The sequence below is a fragment of the Weissella uvarum genome (assembly GCF_016908785.1).
GTDB lineage: Bacteria > Bacillota > Bacilli > Lactobacillales > Lactobacillaceae > Weissella > Weissella uvarum.
This window is the reverse complement of record NZ_JAFBEO010000001.1, coordinates 348,519-364,484: the sequence shown is the minus strand read 5'-3', so window position 1 is coordinate 364,484 and position 15,966 is coordinate 348,519. Positions and strand designations below refer to the sequence as shown.

The window sequence follows — 15,966 nt, the reverse complement described above, 5'->3', positions numbered from 1 at the left end:
CATGTTTGATGAACAATGGACGATTCAAGCGGTGCGTGATTGGGGTGATTGGCAATTAGAGCCATACATTCAAGATGACGTTGAGCGGGCAGCCCAGTTAGACTATTTATTAACGGGTTTGATGGACTGGAACTATAACCAGTTAGCTAATAATTTAAATACAATCCTAGAAGATGAAGTTAAAGATCAATTTATTCAAGCGGTTAAAGCAATCAAGCAAGGACAACCGGTTCAATATGCTTTAGGGCATGCGGCCTTTTTTGGACGTGAGTTTAAAGTAGATGGACGTGTTTTAATTCCACGTCAAGAGACTGAAGAATTGGTGGACTGGATTTTGCGTGACCAAGCTAAGCGAAGTGGCTTAAAAGTCTTGGATTTGGGAACTGGTTCTGGGGCAATCGGAGTGACGTTAGGAGCGGAACGCCCTGATTTTGACGTGACGTTAAGTGATATTTCTGCTGAGGCCTTGGAAGTTGCGCAAGAAAATGCGCAAACTTTTGGTGTGCCTGTAAAAACTATTCAAAGCGATTTGTTTGCTAAAATCCCAGGCCAGTATGATGTGATTGTTAGTAATCCGCCATATATTAGTGAAGCTGAACGGCCACAAATGGATGCAAGTGTGCTAGCTTTTGAGCCAGCTCAAGCGCTGTTTGCTGCTGATGAGGGGTTGGCTTTATATAAGGCGATTGCGAATGAATTATTAGTACATTTGACAGTGCACGGTGTTGCTTATTTTGAGCTTGGCTACCAACAGGGTGCTGCTTTGGAAACGCTGTTTAAGGCATTGCCAGATGTCGAGGTGACATTGCGCCAAGACATGAGTGGTCATGATCGGATGCTGCGAGTGGTAAAAGGGGGAGAAGATGGAAACAAAAATATGGAAAGCTGATGAGTTGCCGGCAGCTGTGCGAGCAATTAAGCGAGGTGGTCTCGTCGCCTTTCCTACGGAAACCGTGTATGGATTAGGTGCGGATGCTTTTAATGAGCAAGCGGTTGGCAAAGTGTATGCCGCTAAAGGCCGTCCGTCAGACAACCCGTTGATTGTGCATGTGGCTGATCCTGAACAAGTTGAGCGTTTTGCTAAGAAGAACACATGGTCAGATAAGTTGATGCAGGCTTTTTGGCCCGGACCCTTGACCATGATTTTGCCGGTTCAACCTGGTGCATTATCAGCCACGGTAACGGGTGGTTTGGATACGGTAGCGGTACGCATGCCGGATAATGATTTAACGCGGGCGCTAATTCGTGATGCTGATACGCCATTGGTTGGTCCATCAGCTAATACGTCAGGTCGGCCTTCACCGACAATTGCCCAACACGTTTATCATGATTTACATGGTAAAATTTCTGGTATTTTAGATGGGGGTAGTACCAGAATCGGTGTTGAATCAACGGTGATTGATTTATCAACGGACGTACCGACAGTGCTTCGGCCTGGTAAAATTACGCCAGAAGCGATTGCAGATGTATTAGGTGTGCCAGTTGAAGCTGGACAACATGCCGTTAAGGCCGATGAAGTGCCAAAAGCGCCTGGTATGAAATACCGTCATTATGCGCCTGATAAGGATGTATACATGGTTGAACGTGATGAGTGGACTCAAGCGATTATCTGGGCTCAATCACAATTAGCACCAGTTGGGTTGATGTTGACGAATGATTTGATTTTAGAGCATCAATTGGCGGGCATGGATTTTGTATGGTCACTTGGACCAGATGCGCAAAGTGCAGCTGCTAAGCTTTTTGCTGGTTTACGTTTCTTTGACGAGAAACCAGATGTACAAACTATATTGGTAGCAAAGATGCCTGAAACGTCAGAAAACGCGGCGTATAATAATCGTTTGAATAAAGCTGCGGGTGGACAAGATGTTTCATCTTTAATCGCAGATTAAGCTAAAAATAGTGTATAATGTACGTATATTGATGTCCTTTGATGATTTTATTGCAAAAATGTACGTATATACCGAACTTGGAGGGTTAGGCATAATGACAAATTACCGTAGTTATGATCCAGAATTGTGGGACGCAGTCGACCGTGAAGCGGAGCGTCAAGAGAACAACATTGAATTGATTGCATCAGAAAATATTGCTTCAGCCGGCGTGCGGGCTGCGCAAGGCAGTATTTTGACCAACAAGTATGCCGAAGGGTATCCAGGTAAGCGTTACTATGGTGGAACCGAATATGTTGACCAAGTTGAACAGTTAGCAATTGATCGTGCTAAGGAGCTGTTTGGAGCTGAATATGCCAATGTGCAACCACATTCTGGTTCACAGGCTAATGCAGCCGTTTATGCTGCATTGTTGGAAACTGGTGACGATGTATTAGGGATGAGCTTAGATGCTGGTGGGCATTTGACTCATGGTGCCGCAGTTAACTTCTCTGGTAAGACCTATCATTTCCATGAATATGGTTTAGATGATAACGAATTGTTGGATTATGACCAAGTGCAAGCTTTGGCCGATGAATTCCATCCAAAATTGATTGTTGCAGGAGCATCTGCTTATTCACGGGTCATTGATTTTAATCGTTTCCGTGAAATTGCCGATTCAGTTGGTGCTTACTTGATGGTTGATATGGCACATATTGCAGGCTTAGTGGCTGCTGGTGTCCACCCATCTCCAGTCGGAATTGCTGATGTTGTGACAACCACGACGCATAAGACCTTGCGTGGCCCACGGGGTGGTTTGATTTTAGCCAATGAAAGTTTGGCTAAAAAATTAAACTCGGCTATTTTCCCAGGGACCCAAGGTGGTCCACTTGAACATGTCATTGCCGGTAAAGCAGTGGCCTTTAAGGAAGCTCAGGCGGATAGCTTTAAAGATTATGGAAAGCAGATTATCGCTAATGCACAAGCAATGGCGGATGTGTTTGATGCTTCAGAAAAAATTCGGGTGGTTTCAGGCGGTACTGATAATCATTTGTTTAACTTAGATTTGACGGATACAGGTATTTCAGGAAAGAAAGCCCAAAATCTGTTGGATTCAGTGCACATTACAACTAATAAGGAAGCGATTCCAAATGATCCACGTAGTCCCTTTGTGACCTCTGGTATTCGAATCGGAACACCAGCGATTACGACACGTGGATTTAAAGAAGCCGAGGCGAGCAAGGTTGCTGAACTTGTCGTGCAAGTATTAGAGCATCCTGAAGATGAAGCTGGCTTGGCACAAGTGGCGGATGAAGTATTAACTTTGACGAATCGTTTTCCTTTAAGTAAAATTGAACATGCAGAGTAATTGGCGTGTAGACCTATGAAATTTGGAGAATGAAGATAATGAGTAAATTAACTGTATTTGAACATCCGTTGATTCAACATAAGCTAACCATCATCCGAAACAAAGATGTTGGAACGAAAGAATTCCGTGAGATTGTTGACGAAATTGCATCATTAATGGCTTATGAAGTCACGCGTGATTTGCCAATGACTGAAGTTGAGGTGGAAACACCTGTCGCGACAACGACGCAAAAGACTCTTGCTGGTAAGAAGCTAGCGATTGTGCCAATCTTGCGGGCAGGCTTGGGAATGGTTGATGGAATTATGAAGTTAATTCCAGCGGCTCGAATTGGTCACATTGGAATGTACCGTGATGAAGAAACGCTTGAACCAGTTGAGTATTTCGTCAAGTTGCCTGAAGACATTGATCAACGAGAAGTTTTGTTGGTTGACCCAATGTTGGCAACTGGTGGATCAGCTGATATGGCGATTGATGCGCTTAAGAAGCGTGGGGCCAACAAGATTAAGTTGATTACCCTTGTATCAGCTCCAGAAGGGGTTGAGGCTGTGCAAAAGGCTCATCCTGATGTTGACATTTTTACTGCCAGTGTTGATGATTCTCTTAATGAGGATGGTTACATTGTGCCAGGTCTTGGTGATGCCGGAGACCGTTTGTTTGGTACGCATTAATATTGATAAAAAGCTTAGGGAGACCTAGGCTTTTTTATTTAAGTAAAATGGATACAAACTCATTTTGAACTGTTAAAATAGCATTATATTGATAATAGAAAGTGAGTGTTAAACAGATGGCAGATTTTAAAGAATATGTGGCACAAGCCAAGCAATTGTTAGTCTTAGCAACATCCGTTGATAATCAACCTTCAGCACGTATCGTTGGTTTTGGACAAGATTTAGAACAGCCAAGCCGTTTTTATATTGTATCTAAGCCGGATGCAGCCAAGATTGATCAAATCAAGGCCAATCCAAAGGTTGCCTTCACGACTCTCCCTGGTGAGGGGGGCAAGCGAATGTCTTCAAATCGTGCTACGGCTCGTATTTCTGAACGTACTTGGCCTGAAATTGAAGCGCTTTTTGCTGATAATCCGGGTTGGCATTCAGGACACCCACACCCAGAAACGGAAACAATTATTGAACTCACTTTTGATTCAGTCTTGCTAGATTCATTTGTTGAAGCGCCTGAATCAGTGACCTTTGATTAATTTACCCTTGTATAAGTTAAGATAAACAGCTATACTCAAGTAAGAATAAAAGGTCTTTAATTCAGTCCAGCGAGACTGAAAAGTTCAGTTTTTCGGTGAGTGGCTTTTTGTGTGCAGATCCGAATTGAATTTTTTTAGCTGGTGCTTTTTTAAAGCACCAGCTTTTTTTAGGCCTAAAAAGGAGATTGAGGAATGGCAGAAAATCAAAAAGATGTTGTTTTGGATGTGGATGATAAACCACGTTTTTGGCAGTGGATCGGGTTATCGTTACAACATATGTTCTCAATGTTTGGTTCGACGGTGTTGGTACCATTATTGGTGGGCTTAAACCCAGGGATTGCGTTATTTAGTTCGGGGGTTGGAACGCTACTACACATTTTGATCACAAAACGGCAAATTCCAGCTTACATGGGTTCTAGTTTTGCGTTTATTGTCCCAATGGTTTCGTTAATGAAAACTACTGGTTATCCAGGGGTTGCGGCTGGTGTCATTTCAGTCGGAATTATTTATTTGATTATTGCTGGAATCGTTGCTTTGATTGGTACTAATTGGATTGATCGTTTGTTACCACCAATTGTGGTGGGGCCAATTGTTATGGTGATTGGTTTATCATTAGCGCCTTCAGCCGCACAATCAGCAACTTTGTTGAATGGGAAGTATGACATTCGGGTGTTCATTGTTGCAATGTTGACCTTAGGAATTACGATTTTTTTCAATATGATGTTGCGTGGTTTCTTAGGATTGATTCCAATTTTATTGGGAATCGTAGCAGGTTACTTGATGGCAGTTGTCGCAGGATTGGTTGATTTCACGCCCGTTATGCACGCAAAATGGTTTGCTTTGCCCGCCTTTGATATTCCATTTGTTAACTATCAACCTCATTTTTATTGGAATGCCATTTTGATTATGGCACCATTGGCTTTGGTAACGATTACTGAACACATGGGACATTTGATGGTGCTCGATGATTTGACTGGGCGAGATTACATGCGTGAACCAGGTTTGCAACGGACATTGGCTGGTGATGGAGCGGCCTCAATCTTTGCTGGTCTAGTTGGTGGTCCATCAGTGACATCCTACGGGGAAAATATTGGAGTGATGGCCATTACTAAGGTTCATTCCGTGTACGTCTTGATTGGAGCAGCCTTGTTTGCAATCTTGTTCTCGTTTGTTGGTAAGTTGTCAGCATTGATTCAATCAATTCCCGGAGCAGTAACTGGTGGTATTTCATTCTTACTATTTGGTGTGATTGCTGCATCAGGATTAAGAATTTTGGTTGATAACCACGTTGATTTTAATTTGAAACGTAATTTGATGATCTCATCTGCTGTGTTAGTTATCGGAATTGGTAACGCATATTTGCAAATTGGTAGTGGAAATGAAATTATTCAATTTTCTGGAGTAGCAATTGCAACTTTGTTAGGTATTGTACTAAATTTGGTCTTGCCACAAGAGGCAGCATCTGAAAAAAAATACGCGAAAGACTAGCGTTATCGTGTTTTGAAAGGGCTTTCATAAAAGAAAGTCTTTTTTTTTGTGAAAAAAGTTTGTGAAAAAAATCTCTAAATCGATTGATTTTAACCGATTTGAGATGTTGCACTCTTTTTTTGCATTTTTGGTCATTGAATTACTTGTGAAAACGGACTAATATAATGGTGTATTGCAGATGTGCGGGGCTTTTTAATCCTTATGACATCGGTGATGAGCTTGGAGAAAAGGGGGTAGCGTTCAGTGAACGAAAAAACCGCATCATTTGTTATTGCGGGGCTTAAATTTGATTGGCCAACGGTCATTTCAATTACCGTGGCGATGGCGATTGTCTTTATTGTCTTTACATGGATGGCAAGACGATTAACCATGAAGCCAACTGGTAAGCAGAATGTGTTGGAAATGATCATTGAATTCACCAATGGTATCGTGGATGATAACTTATCAAATCGAACGGGTGATAACCTAAAGTTCTTTGCTTTTGTGTTATTCTCATTCATTTTTGTTACCAACCAGCTGGGCCTAATCGTACACGTTAATTATGACGGGGTTACGTATTTGCGAAGTGCCACAGCCGATCCATTGGTACCGTTAATTTTGGCCTTGGTGTCAATCGGGTTGTCTCATTACCTGAGTGTTGAGAAACTAGGCTTCAAGAAATACGTCAAGAACGTGTACTTCAGTCCTTATGCCTTCTTGTTGCCCATCAATATCATCGACCAATTTACCAGTTACATGACCCTAGGGTTGCGTTTGTTTGGTAACATCTTTGCCGGTGAAATTGTGCTCGGTTTGATTTGGGATTTGGCAAAATCGATTGGCATTTTGACGATGGTACCCGGATTGCTCTTGGCGGTCTTATGGATTGCCTTTTCAATCTTTATTGGGGCCATTCAAGCATATGTTTTCGTTGTTTTGACGATGGTTTATACCGGTGAGAAACTCGAATAGTTAAGTTGTTTATATATTAATCAGGAGGATGTTTTCATGTCAGGAAGTATTGCAATGATCGGTGTCGGCTTAGCCGCAGCCGGAGCTGCCATTGGTGGTGGTATTGGTAATGGTCTTATCATCTCAAAGATGCTAGAAGGAATGGCTCGCCAACCTGAATTGGAAGGTAAGTTGCGTTCAAACATGTTCGTTGGGGTTGCCTTGGTTGAAGCGGTGCCAATTATTACAATTGCCATTGCATTCATGTTGTTTAGTAAGTAGTCAAAATGGAGCATGGAGGCCAACTAATTATGTTAAATCAAGTCTTTTTCGCTGGTGCGAGCGAAGGGTTGGCTTTGGGAAATATGCTATTTTTGCTAATTGCCTTTGCAATTCTCATGCTATTGCTAAAAAAGTTTGCATGGGGTCCGGTAGTTAAGATGATGGAAGACCGTGCGAAGAAGGTTGCTGATGACTTAGATTCAGCACAAGAAGCACGGCAATCAGCGGAAGCTTTAGCTAAAGAACGACAAGAACATTTGACGAACGCACGTGCTGACGCCAATGCAATTGTCAAGGACGCTAAGCAAGCAGCTAATAAAGAAGGGCAACAAATTGTGTCTGAAGCACAAGCTAATGCACAAGCCTTACAAGAACGAGCTGCGACGCAAATCGAACAAGACCGCAATGAGGCCATGGCATCTGTAAAGGATGACGTTGCTGATTTGTCAGTTACTATCGCGCAAAAGATTATGCAAAAAGAGTTGAACTTAGATGATCAAAAGGCATTGATTGATGCCTACATTGATGGATTAGGAGAAAAATAATGGCCAAATTAACCAGCACGGCTGTTGGTAAGCGTTATGCGAGGGCATTATTTGAACTAACTCATCCTGATCATACTGATGATAGCGTCTTGGCCGATTTACAAGCGATTCAAACGGTATTATCAGATAATCCAGACCTTTTAGAAGCGCTAACGTCAGTTAACATTGCTAAGTCAGATAAAAAGCAAATGTTAAAGACCTTAACGCAAGATGCCGCACCATTGGTGCAACATCTCGTGGATATGGTATTTGAAAATGGGCGTATCACTGATTTGCCAATGATTATCAAGCAATATCAACATTTAGTTGATGAAGCAGAAAAGCGTGTGACAGTGCATGTCACAACGGCGATTGCTTTAGATGATCAGCAACGTGAACGCTTACGTCAAAAGTTGATGCATATCTTAGATGCAAATACAATTGTGCTCGATGAGCAGATTGATCCTAGCATCATTGGTGGTGTCAAAATTGAAACACATAATCGTGTCTTGGATGGTTCACTTGCAACAAAGTTAGCACAAATTCGCCAAAGCATTATGAGCTAAACACGGTCAGTGTAGCGATGAATTAAGTAGAAAGAGGAACTGTTGAAATGAGCATTAAAGCCGAAGAAATCAGTTCTCTCATCAAAGAGCAATTAGCCAATTACGAAGATAAATTAGAGGTCAAAGAAACGGGAACTGTTACCTACGTTGGTGACGGGGTTGCCCGGGTTGATGGTCTTGAAAACGCCATTGCTGGCGAATTGATTACCTTCGAAAATGGTACGTACGGAATGGCCCAAAACTTGGAATCAGATGATGTTGGTATCATCATTCTAGGTCGCTATGATGATATTCATGAAGGCGATACGGTTACACGTACAGGCCAGGTTATGGAAGTGCCCGTTGGTGAAGAACTAATTGGAAGAGTTGTGAATACATTGGGACAACCTGTCGACGGGATGGGCCCAATTAATACCACAAAGACCCGACCAGTTGAGGTGAAAGCACCTGGGGTTATGGAACGTCAAGCTGTTTCTGAACCTTTGCAAACTGGAATTAAGTCAATTGATGCGCTAGTCCCAATTGGTCGTGGACAACGTGAGTTGATTATCGGAGATCGTAAGACTGGTAAGACATCAATCGCGATTGATACAATTTTGAATCAAAAGGACCAAGATGTCATTGCGATTTATGTTGCGATTGGTCAAAAGGATTCAACGGTCCGGACCCAAGTTGAAACATTGCGCCGCATGGGTGCGCTAGATTATACAATTGTGGTCACTGCAGGTCCTTCAGAACCAGCGCCACTTTTGTATCTTGCCCCATATGCCGGAGCTGCAATGGGTGAAGAGTTCATGTATAACGGTAAGCATGTCTTGATTGTTTATGATGACCTATCAAAGCAAGCTTCCGCTTATCGTGAGCTGTCATTGATTCTACGTCGTCCACCTGGCCGTGAAGCCTACCCAGGTGACGTGTTCTATCTACATTCACGTTTACTTGAGCGGGCGGCTAAACTTTCAGATGAATTAGGTGGTGGTTCAATGACTGCACTACCAATTATCGAAACTCAAGCTGGTGATGTTTCAGCCTATATCCCAACGAACGTTATCTCAATTACGGACGGTCAAATTTTCTTGGATGCGGATGCTTTCTATGCCGGAAATCGACCTGCTGTTGATGCGGGAACTTCTGTTTCACGTGTTGGTGGAGATGCGCAGATTAAGGCTATGAAGAAGGTTGCCGGAACATTGCGTTTGGACTTAGCGTCATATCACGAATTGGAATCATTTGCGCAATTTGGTTCTGACTTGGATGAAGCAACACAAGCAAAGTTGGCTCGTGGACGTCGCACAGTGGAATTGCTAAAGCAACCATTGCATGCGCCAATGCCAGTGGCTGACCAAGTGATTGTGTTATATGCCCTCACTCATGGTTATCTTGACGACGTATCAATTGAAGATATTCCACGTTTCGAAAATGAGTTGCTAAGTGCGGTTAATGCATCACACCACGACTTAATCGATACGATTAATGAGACATCACAGTTACCTGATACGGATGCCTTAGACGCAGTGATTGAGCAATTCAAGTCAACCTTTACTGCAACAGACTCAGAATCGTAAAGGAGGGCAAGCATGGGTGCTTCTTTGCAAGAGATTCAACATCGAATTGATTCAACAAAAAGTACACGGCAAATCACGAGTGCGATGCAGATGGTGTCAACTTCTAAGCTTTCTAAGATTCAAAAGTCTGGGGATGGTTATCAGTTGTACAACAAACATCTAAAAAATGTGGTGCGCCATTTAGCAACGGCCAAATTAGGTAATGTTAAAGGAACTTTGTTGGAACAACGCCCAATCAAAAAGGTCGGATTGTTGGTGATTACATCTGATCGTGGTTTGGTTGGCGGTTATAATTCAACGTTAATTAAGGGTGTTATGTCGTTTTTGACGGAACATCAATTAACGCAAGATGATGTGGTGATCTTAGCTGTGGGCGGTAATGGCGCTGATTTCTTCAAAAAGCGAGGTTATAATGTCGCTTATGAATATCGCGGTGTTTCAGACGTCCCTGACTATGATGAAGTGCGTGAAATTGTTAAGACTTTGACAACGATGTATGATAACGAGATTTATGATGAACTTGTTATGGCTTATCAACATTACGTGACGCGCATTAGTAATGAAGTACGTCTTGAGAAGATTTTGCCCGTAGATGAGCAAGACTTTGATGAGACGGAACATGAAGTACATGCTCAATATGATATGAATCCTTCGCCTGAAAAGGTTTTGGAAACGGTTTTGCCACAATATGTGCAAAGCTTAGTCTATGGAGCAATCCTAGATGCCAAGACGGCGGAGCATTCAGCATCAGTTAACTCGATGTCTTCAGCTTCAGATAATGCCAAGGAAGTAATTGATGGTTTGCAGTTGCAATATAATCGGGCACGGCAAGCCGTAATTACGACTGAAATTACGGAAATCACTGGTGGTATGGCGGCTCTTGAGTAACGTCTGCCAGCAGGATGCATGAGAGAAAGGAAACAACGATGAGTACCGGACAAATTGTTCAAATCATTGGGCCTGTGGTCGACGTTGCTTTCCCATCAGATGAAAAACTACCCGCTATCGACAACGCTTTAGTTGTTGAGCGTGGTGAAGGGGTACCCGACTTAACAGTTGAGGTGTCATTGGAATTAGGTGATGGTGTTGTTAGAACTATCGCGATGGATTCAACTGATGGTTTGCAACGCGGCATGCAAGTTAAAGATACCGGTGGACCAATTGAAGTCCCCGTAGGAGATGACACATTAGGACGTGTTTTCAATGTGTTGGGTGAACCAATTGATGATGGTCCAAAATTTGGACCTGACGCCAAGCGTGAACCAATTCATCGCAGTGCTCCAGCATATGATCAGCTTTCAACTTCAACTGAAGTCTTAGAAACTGGAATTAAGGTTATTGATTTACTAGCGCCTTATATTCGTGGTGGAAAGATTGGGTTGTTTGGTGGAGCTGGTGTTGGAAAGACTGTCTTGATTCAAGAATTGATTCATAATATTGCCCAAGGGCATAACGGTATTTCAGTCTTTACGGGGGTTGGTGAACGAACTCGTGAAGGAAATGATATGTACCATGAAATGTCTGATTCGGGTGTTTTGAAGCAAACAGCCATGGTTTATGGACAAATGAATGAACCACCAGGTGCCCGGATGCGGGTAGCCTTGACTGGTTTGACAATGGCGGAATACTTCCGTGATGAAAAGCATCAGGATGTGTTGTTGTTCATTGATAACATTTTCCGTTTCACCCAAGCTGGTTCAGAAGTTTCAGCCTTGTTGGGACGGATTCCATCAGCCGTTGGTTACCAACCAACTTTGGCAACTGAAATGGGTCAATTGCAAGAACGGATTACGTCTACCAAGGATGGATCAGTTACATCAATTCAAGCGGTTTATGTGCCAGCCGATGATTATACTGACCCAGCGCCAGCGACAACTTTCGCGCACTTGGATGCGACAACTAACCTTGAGCGTTCATTGACGCAACAAGGTATTTATCCAGCCGTGGATCCACTTGCATCAACTTCAACTGCGTTGACGCCTGAAATCGTTGGACAAGAACACTATGAAGTTGCAACTGAAGTTCAACACACTTTGCAACGTTATCGTGAACTACAAGACATCATTTCAATTTTGGGAATGGATGAATTGTCAGATGAAGAGAAGACGATTGTGGGTCGAGCCCGCCGGATTCAATTCTTCTTGTCACAACCATTTACAGTTGCTGAAACTTTCACTGGTATCAAGGGAGAGTATGTTCCTGTTGAGGATACGGTGCGTAGCTTTAAGGAAATCCTTGAAGGTAAGTATGACCAATATCCTGAAGAGGCCTTCCGTAATGTTGGTGCCATTGAACAAGTAGCTGAAAAGGCTGAAAAGATGGCTAAGTAGCCAGATAGGTGAGGTTGACCATGGCAGATACACACAGCTTTAAAGTAGCCGTCGTGACGCCAAGTGGCGAAGTATTCACGTATCCGAATGCAACGCTTGTGGTCTTGCATACAACTGATGGTGAACTTGGTTTAATGGCAAATCACAATCCGGTCATTTCGGCGCTAACGACAAGTGAAATGAAAATTGAAAATCAAGCGGAAGACTATGTTGAACGTTTGGCCATTAATGGTGGTTTTACTGAATTTTCAGATAATACTTTGACGGTTGTTGCAGATGCAGCTGAAAAGGCGGAAGAAATTGACGTCAATCGTGCTGAGCGTGCTCGTGATCGGGCAAAGCGCCGGCTTCAAGAAGCCCAAGACCAACGAGAGCAACAGCTCGCTGAGGCTGCTTTGTCACGTGCGATTACGCGGATTCATGCAGCAAGTAATAAATAAAGCTAAAAAAGGTTCCCTTGCGGGGGAATCTTTTTTCTTTTTAAGGAAGTAGCGTATACTGATAGCTAAGTGTGAAGGGAGAATGTTATGAAACGACGTAATATCTGGACGGTCATCGTTGTGGTGTTGGTTTTGTTAGGACTTATCCTAGCGGGTTGGTTTGGTTACCGAAGTACCACCTCTCAGCGATCACAGACAGAACCAAAAGTGACATTACCCAAGTCAGCTAAATTGAGTAATTCAAATCTAATTTTGGTTAATAAACAACATCCATTAAAAAAGGATTTGTCATTCAAAAAAGCTGAAACGGATGGCATCAGTTATAATCAGAAAATTGATCAACCCTTAACGCGCTTTTTAAAAGCGGCTCAAGCTGCTGGTTATCCAGCTACGGTTGTTTCTGGTTATCGTTCAAAGGCTTATCAAAAGAAGGTCTTTGAGCAGAATTATCAAGAAAATTTGAATCAAGGGATGACACCCAAAAAAGCTAAAGCCGAGACGAAGAGTGTTATTCAAACACCAGGTTCAAGTGAACATGCCACGGGTTTGGCGGTCGATGTCATGACTAATGAATACTGGAATAAGCATCACAGCCTGGAAGCAAATTCAGACCAAACTAAGGGACAACAGTGGTTAATTCAACATGCCCCTGATTATGGTTTTGTTTTGCGTTATCCTAAAGCTAAGTCAGCTCAAAAACAAACTGGGATTGCCTATGAAAGTTGGCATTTCCGTTATGTTGGGGTTGCCAATGCTAAATATATGACGAAACATCATTTGACCTTAGAAGAATATCACCAAATGATGGCGCGTCAGGATTCGGCTAAATAAATGTTTAAAAAGATTACCGGTGCCGTTAATCTTTGGTAGAATAATAAATAGACAAATTTAGAAGGTAGGACAAAGTCGATGATTGTATTATCGGGAACAATTGGCGCTGGCAAGACCAGCTTGACCACGATGCTAGCGGAGCATCTAAATAGTGATGCTTATTATGAATCAGTGGATGATAACCCAATTCTGCCATTGTTTTACGAAGATCCTAAGCGGTACGGTTTCTTATTGCAGAATTATTTTTTGAATAAGCGCTTGGAATCAATTAAAGAAGCTCAAGATAATCCCTTGAATGTCATTGATCGTTCTATTTATGAAGATCGGTTACTTTTCCAACTAAATGCTGATTTAAATCGTGCCACACAAATTGAGGCTGAAACATATAGTGATTTATTAAGTAATATGATGGAGCAGGTTGATTTTTCAGAAGGGGCAGTTGTTAAAAATCCTGATCTGTTAATTTATGTAGCGGTTAGCTTTGAAACCATGTTGGAACGGATTAAGAAACGTGGTCGTGATTTTGAACAAATTGAACATGATCCTTCATTATATGAGTACTATAAGGAATTGAATGAGCGTTATACCAATTGGTTTGAAGAGTATGACCAATCACCAAAATTGAAAATTGATGGTGATAAGTTTGATTTTGTGGAAGACCCAGCTGCAGCCAAAGCTGTATTGGAGCAAGTTGATGCAAAATTAGCTGAATTAAATTTAAAGTAAGTCATGGGAGGACAGGACTAAATGCTTGATTTGAAAATGATTCGTCAGAATCCAGAAATGATTAAAGAACTCTTGGCCACACGTGGGGTAGCGGCTGAACAAATTGATGATCTATTAGCCGCTGATGCAAAGCGTCGTCAATTGTTGGTACAAACGGAAGAACTTAAAGCCCGTCGTAATAAGGTATCTGACCAAATTGGTTTGAAAAAGCGTAATAAGGAAGATGCAAGTGACGTTATTGCTGAAATGCAGACAGTTTCTGCTGAAATTAAGCAATTAGATGAGCAGGTTGAGCAAATTGACGATCAAATCGAACAAATTGCTTTGCACTTGCCAAACTTACCAAATGAGACGATTCCAGTCGGAGCAGATGAGGATGCGAACCGAGAAGAGTACAAGCGTGGTACTATTCGTGAGTTTGACTTTAAACCTAAGGCCCACTATGAAATTGGTGAAGATTTGGGGATTTTAGACTTTGAACGTGCTGGAAAAGTCGCTGGTTCTCGTTTTGTTTATTATGTTGGACAAGGCGCTCGTTTAGAACGTGCGGTTTACAACTTCATGTTGGATGAACATGAAAAAGAAGGATACACCGAAATGATTCCACCATACTTGGTCAAAGATGTTGCCATGTATGGAACTGGTCAATATCCAAAATTTATGGATGACGCTTACCGAGTTGGTACAAATGAAGAAATGACTTTGATTCCAACGGCCGAAGTACCATTGACGAATTATTATCGCGATGAAGTTATTGATGCGGACAAGTTACCAATTTCTGTGACGGCCTTGACTCCTGCTTTCCGTGAAGAGGCAGGTTCAGCGGGGCGCGATACACGTGGATTAATTCGGATGCATCAATTTAATAAGGTTGAGATGGTTAAGTTTGCCAAGCCTGATCAATCATATGCTGAATTGGATAAGATGGTAGCTAACGCTGAGAATATTTTACAAAAGTTGGAGCTACCATACCACGTGATTACACTTTCAACAGGAGATATGGGCTTCTCAGCTGCTAAGACGAATGACTTAGAAGTTTGGATGCCAGCACAAGATCAATATCGTGAAATCTCTTCTGTGTCAAATACAGAAAGTTTCCAAGCTCGACGTGCACATATTCAATATCGTGATGAAGATGGTAAGCTACAATACGTTCATACCCTAAACGGATCTGGTTTGGCGGTTGGACGTGCAGTTGCTGCTATTTTGGAAAATTACCAAAATGAAGACGGCACGGTTGACGTGCCAACTGTTTTGGTTCCATACTTTGGGGCTGAAAAGATTGTTCCTGAAGCTGATTTGCATGCTTAATTAAACAGGTGCCGAGTTTTCGGCACTTTTTTATTTGGAAAAAAGGTTAAAAAACGTTGACTTTGTTTTGTGGACTTGTTATGATTATTAAGTTGTTTCGGGGTAACCGATAAACAAAGCCATGCGGATGTGGCGGAACTGGCAGACGCGCTGGATTTAGGTTCCAGTGCCTTCGGGCGTGCAGGTTCGATTCCTGTCATCCGCATTGATGCCGACTTAGCTCAGCTGGCAGAGCACTTCACTAGTAATGAAGGGGTCGCTGGTTCGAATCCAGTAGTCGGCATTTTCATATTGTAAGGTATGAATGGTATTGCACCTATAGCGCAACTGGATAGAGTGTCTGACTACGAATCAGAAGGTTGCAGGTTCGACTCCTGCTAGGTGCATCACAACAATGTTGATTGTTGGAAAATTAAATATTTTGCACCTATAGCGCAACTGGATAGAGTGTCTGACTACGAATCAGAAGGTTGCAGGTTCGACTCCTGCTAGGTGCATATCATTTATGAAGAAAGTCATTAAGTTACTTAATGGCTTTTTT

The 15,966-nt window shown here is 42.4% G+C and carries 17 protein-coding genes and 4 tRNA genes; all 21 read left to right on the top strand.

All coding sequences use genetic code 11. The features are described from left to right. The first annotated feature begins 1 nt into the window (after position 1). Positions 2–889, top strand: coding sequence for a peptide chain release factor N(5)-glutamine methyltransferase (gene prmC / locus JOC36_RS01845; RefSeq protein WP_205144796.1), 888 nt, complete (start codon positions 2–4; stop codon positions 887–889). Continuing rightward, positions 864–1,889: an L-threonylcarbamoyladenylate synthase gene (locus JOC36_RS01840; RefSeq protein WP_205144795.1), complete on the top strand. Its 1,026-nt coding sequence runs from the start codon at positions 864–866 to the stop codon at positions 1,887–1,889. Before prmC ends, JOC36_RS01840 begins: the two co-directional genes overlap by 26 nt. Positions 1,890–1,983: 94 nt before the next feature. Next, positions 1,984–3,234: a serine hydroxymethyltransferase gene (gene glyA, locus JOC36_RS01835; RefSeq protein ID WP_205144794.1), complete on the top strand. Its 1,251-nt coding sequence runs from the start codon at positions 1,984–1,986 to the stop codon at positions 3,232–3,234. Positions 3,235–3,272: 38 nt separating this feature from the next. After that, the gene (upp, locus tag JOC36_RS01830; protein WP_205144793.1) at positions 3,273–3,902 is read left to right on the top strand and encodes a uracil phosphoribosyltransferase; all 630 of its coding nucleotides are present in this window, start codon (positions 3,273–3,275) and stop codon (positions 3,900–3,902) included. A 116-nt stretch (positions 3,903–4,018) separates the two neighbouring features. Next, positions 4,019–4,432 (top strand): pyridoxamine 5'-phosphate oxidase family protein, encoded by a 414-nt coding sequence (locus JOC36_RS01825; protein ID WP_205144792.1) that lies wholly within the window; start codon positions 4,019–4,021, stop codon positions 4,430–4,432. Between the two features lie 192 nt (positions 4,433–4,624). After that, positions 4,625–5,920 (top strand): solute carrier family 23 protein, encoded by a 1,296-nt coding sequence (locus JOC36_RS01820; RefSeq protein WP_205144791.1) that lies wholly within the window; start codon positions 4,625–4,627, stop codon positions 5,918–5,920. 243 nt (positions 5,921–6,163) lie between these two features. Beyond that, complete coding sequence (atpB, locus tag JOC36_RS01815; RefSeq protein ID WP_205144790.1) at positions 6,164–6,871, top strand: F0F1 ATP synthase subunit A; 708 nt, start codon at positions 6,164–6,166, stop codon at positions 6,869–6,871. A gap of 36 nt (positions 6,872–6,907) precedes the next feature. Beyond that, positions 6,908–7,132 (top strand): F0F1 ATP synthase subunit C, encoded by a 225-nt coding sequence (atpE, locus tag JOC36_RS01810; RefSeq protein WP_239517495.1) that lies wholly within the window; start codon positions 6,908–6,910, stop codon positions 7,130–7,132. Between the two features lie 29 nt (positions 7,133–7,161). Beyond that, positions 7,162–7,677, top strand: a complete 516-nt coding sequence (gene atpF, locus JOC36_RS01805; RefSeq protein ID WP_205144789.1) for a F0F1 ATP synthase subunit B — start codon at positions 7,162–7,164, stop codon at positions 7,675–7,677. Continuing rightward, positions 7,677–8,222 (top strand): ATP synthase F1 subunit delta, encoded by a 546-nt coding sequence (gene atpH, locus JOC36_RS01800; RefSeq protein WP_205144788.1) that lies wholly within the window; start codon positions 7,677–7,679, stop codon positions 8,220–8,222. Before atpF ends, atpH begins: the two co-directional genes overlap by 1 nt. Positions 8,223–8,269: 47 nt before the next feature. Beyond that, a complete protein-coding gene (gene atpA / locus JOC36_RS01795; protein ID WP_205144787.1) occupies positions 8,270–9,787 on the top strand; it encodes a F0F1 ATP synthase subunit alpha in 1,518 nt (505 codons plus the stop codon). Positions 9,788–9,799: 12 nt separating this feature from the next. After that, positions 9,800–10,675 carry a F0F1 ATP synthase subunit gamma gene (locus tag JOC36_RS01790; RefSeq protein ID WP_205144786.1) on the top strand — a complete coding sequence of 292 codons (876 nt, stop codon included), beginning with the start codon at positions 9,800–9,802 and terminating at the stop codon, positions 10,673–10,675. 38 nt (positions 10,676–10,713) lie between these two features. Beyond that, the gene (atpD, locus tag JOC36_RS01785) at positions 10,714–12,117 is read left to right on the top strand and encodes a F0F1 ATP synthase subunit beta (RefSeq protein ID WP_205144785.1); all 1,404 of its coding nucleotides are present in this window, start codon (positions 10,714–10,716) and stop codon (positions 12,115–12,117) included. Between the two features lie 20 nt (positions 12,118–12,137). Next, positions 12,138–12,557 carry a F0F1 ATP synthase subunit epsilon gene (locus JOC36_RS01780; RefSeq protein WP_205144784.1) on the top strand — a complete coding sequence of 140 codons (420 nt, stop codon included), beginning with the start codon at positions 12,138–12,140 and terminating at the stop codon, positions 12,555–12,557. An 87-nt stretch (positions 12,558–12,644) separates the two neighbouring features. Further along, entirely contained in the window at positions 12,645–13,388 is a 744-nt protein-coding gene (locus tag JOC36_RS01775) for a M15 family metallopeptidase (RefSeq protein WP_205144783.1), read from the top strand. Between the two features lie 78 nt (positions 13,389–13,466). Next, a complete protein-coding gene (locus JOC36_RS01770) occupies positions 13,467–14,114 on the top strand; it encodes a deoxynucleoside kinase (protein ID WP_205144782.1) in 648 nt (215 codons plus the stop codon). 21 nt (positions 14,115–14,135) lie between these two features. Beyond that, positions 14,136–15,425, top strand: coding sequence for a serine--tRNA ligase (gene serS, locus JOC36_RS01765; RefSeq protein ID WP_205144781.1), 1,290 nt, complete (start codon positions 14,136–14,138; stop codon positions 15,423–15,425). Between the two features lie 123 nt (positions 15,426–15,548). Next, a tRNA-Leu gene (locus JOC36_RS01760) sits at positions 15,549–15,630 on the top strand. 5 nt (positions 15,631–15,635) lie between these two features. Continuing rightward, positions 15,636–15,708 (top strand) — tRNA-Thr (locus tag JOC36_RS01755). Between the two features lie 29 nt (positions 15,709–15,737). Continuing rightward, positions 15,738–15,811, top strand: a tRNA-Arg gene (locus JOC36_RS01750). 37 nt (positions 15,812–15,848) lie between these two features. Continuing rightward, a tRNA-Arg gene (locus JOC36_RS01745) sits at positions 15,849–15,922 on the top strand. The last annotated feature ends 44 nt before the right edge of the window (positions 15,923–15,966 follow it).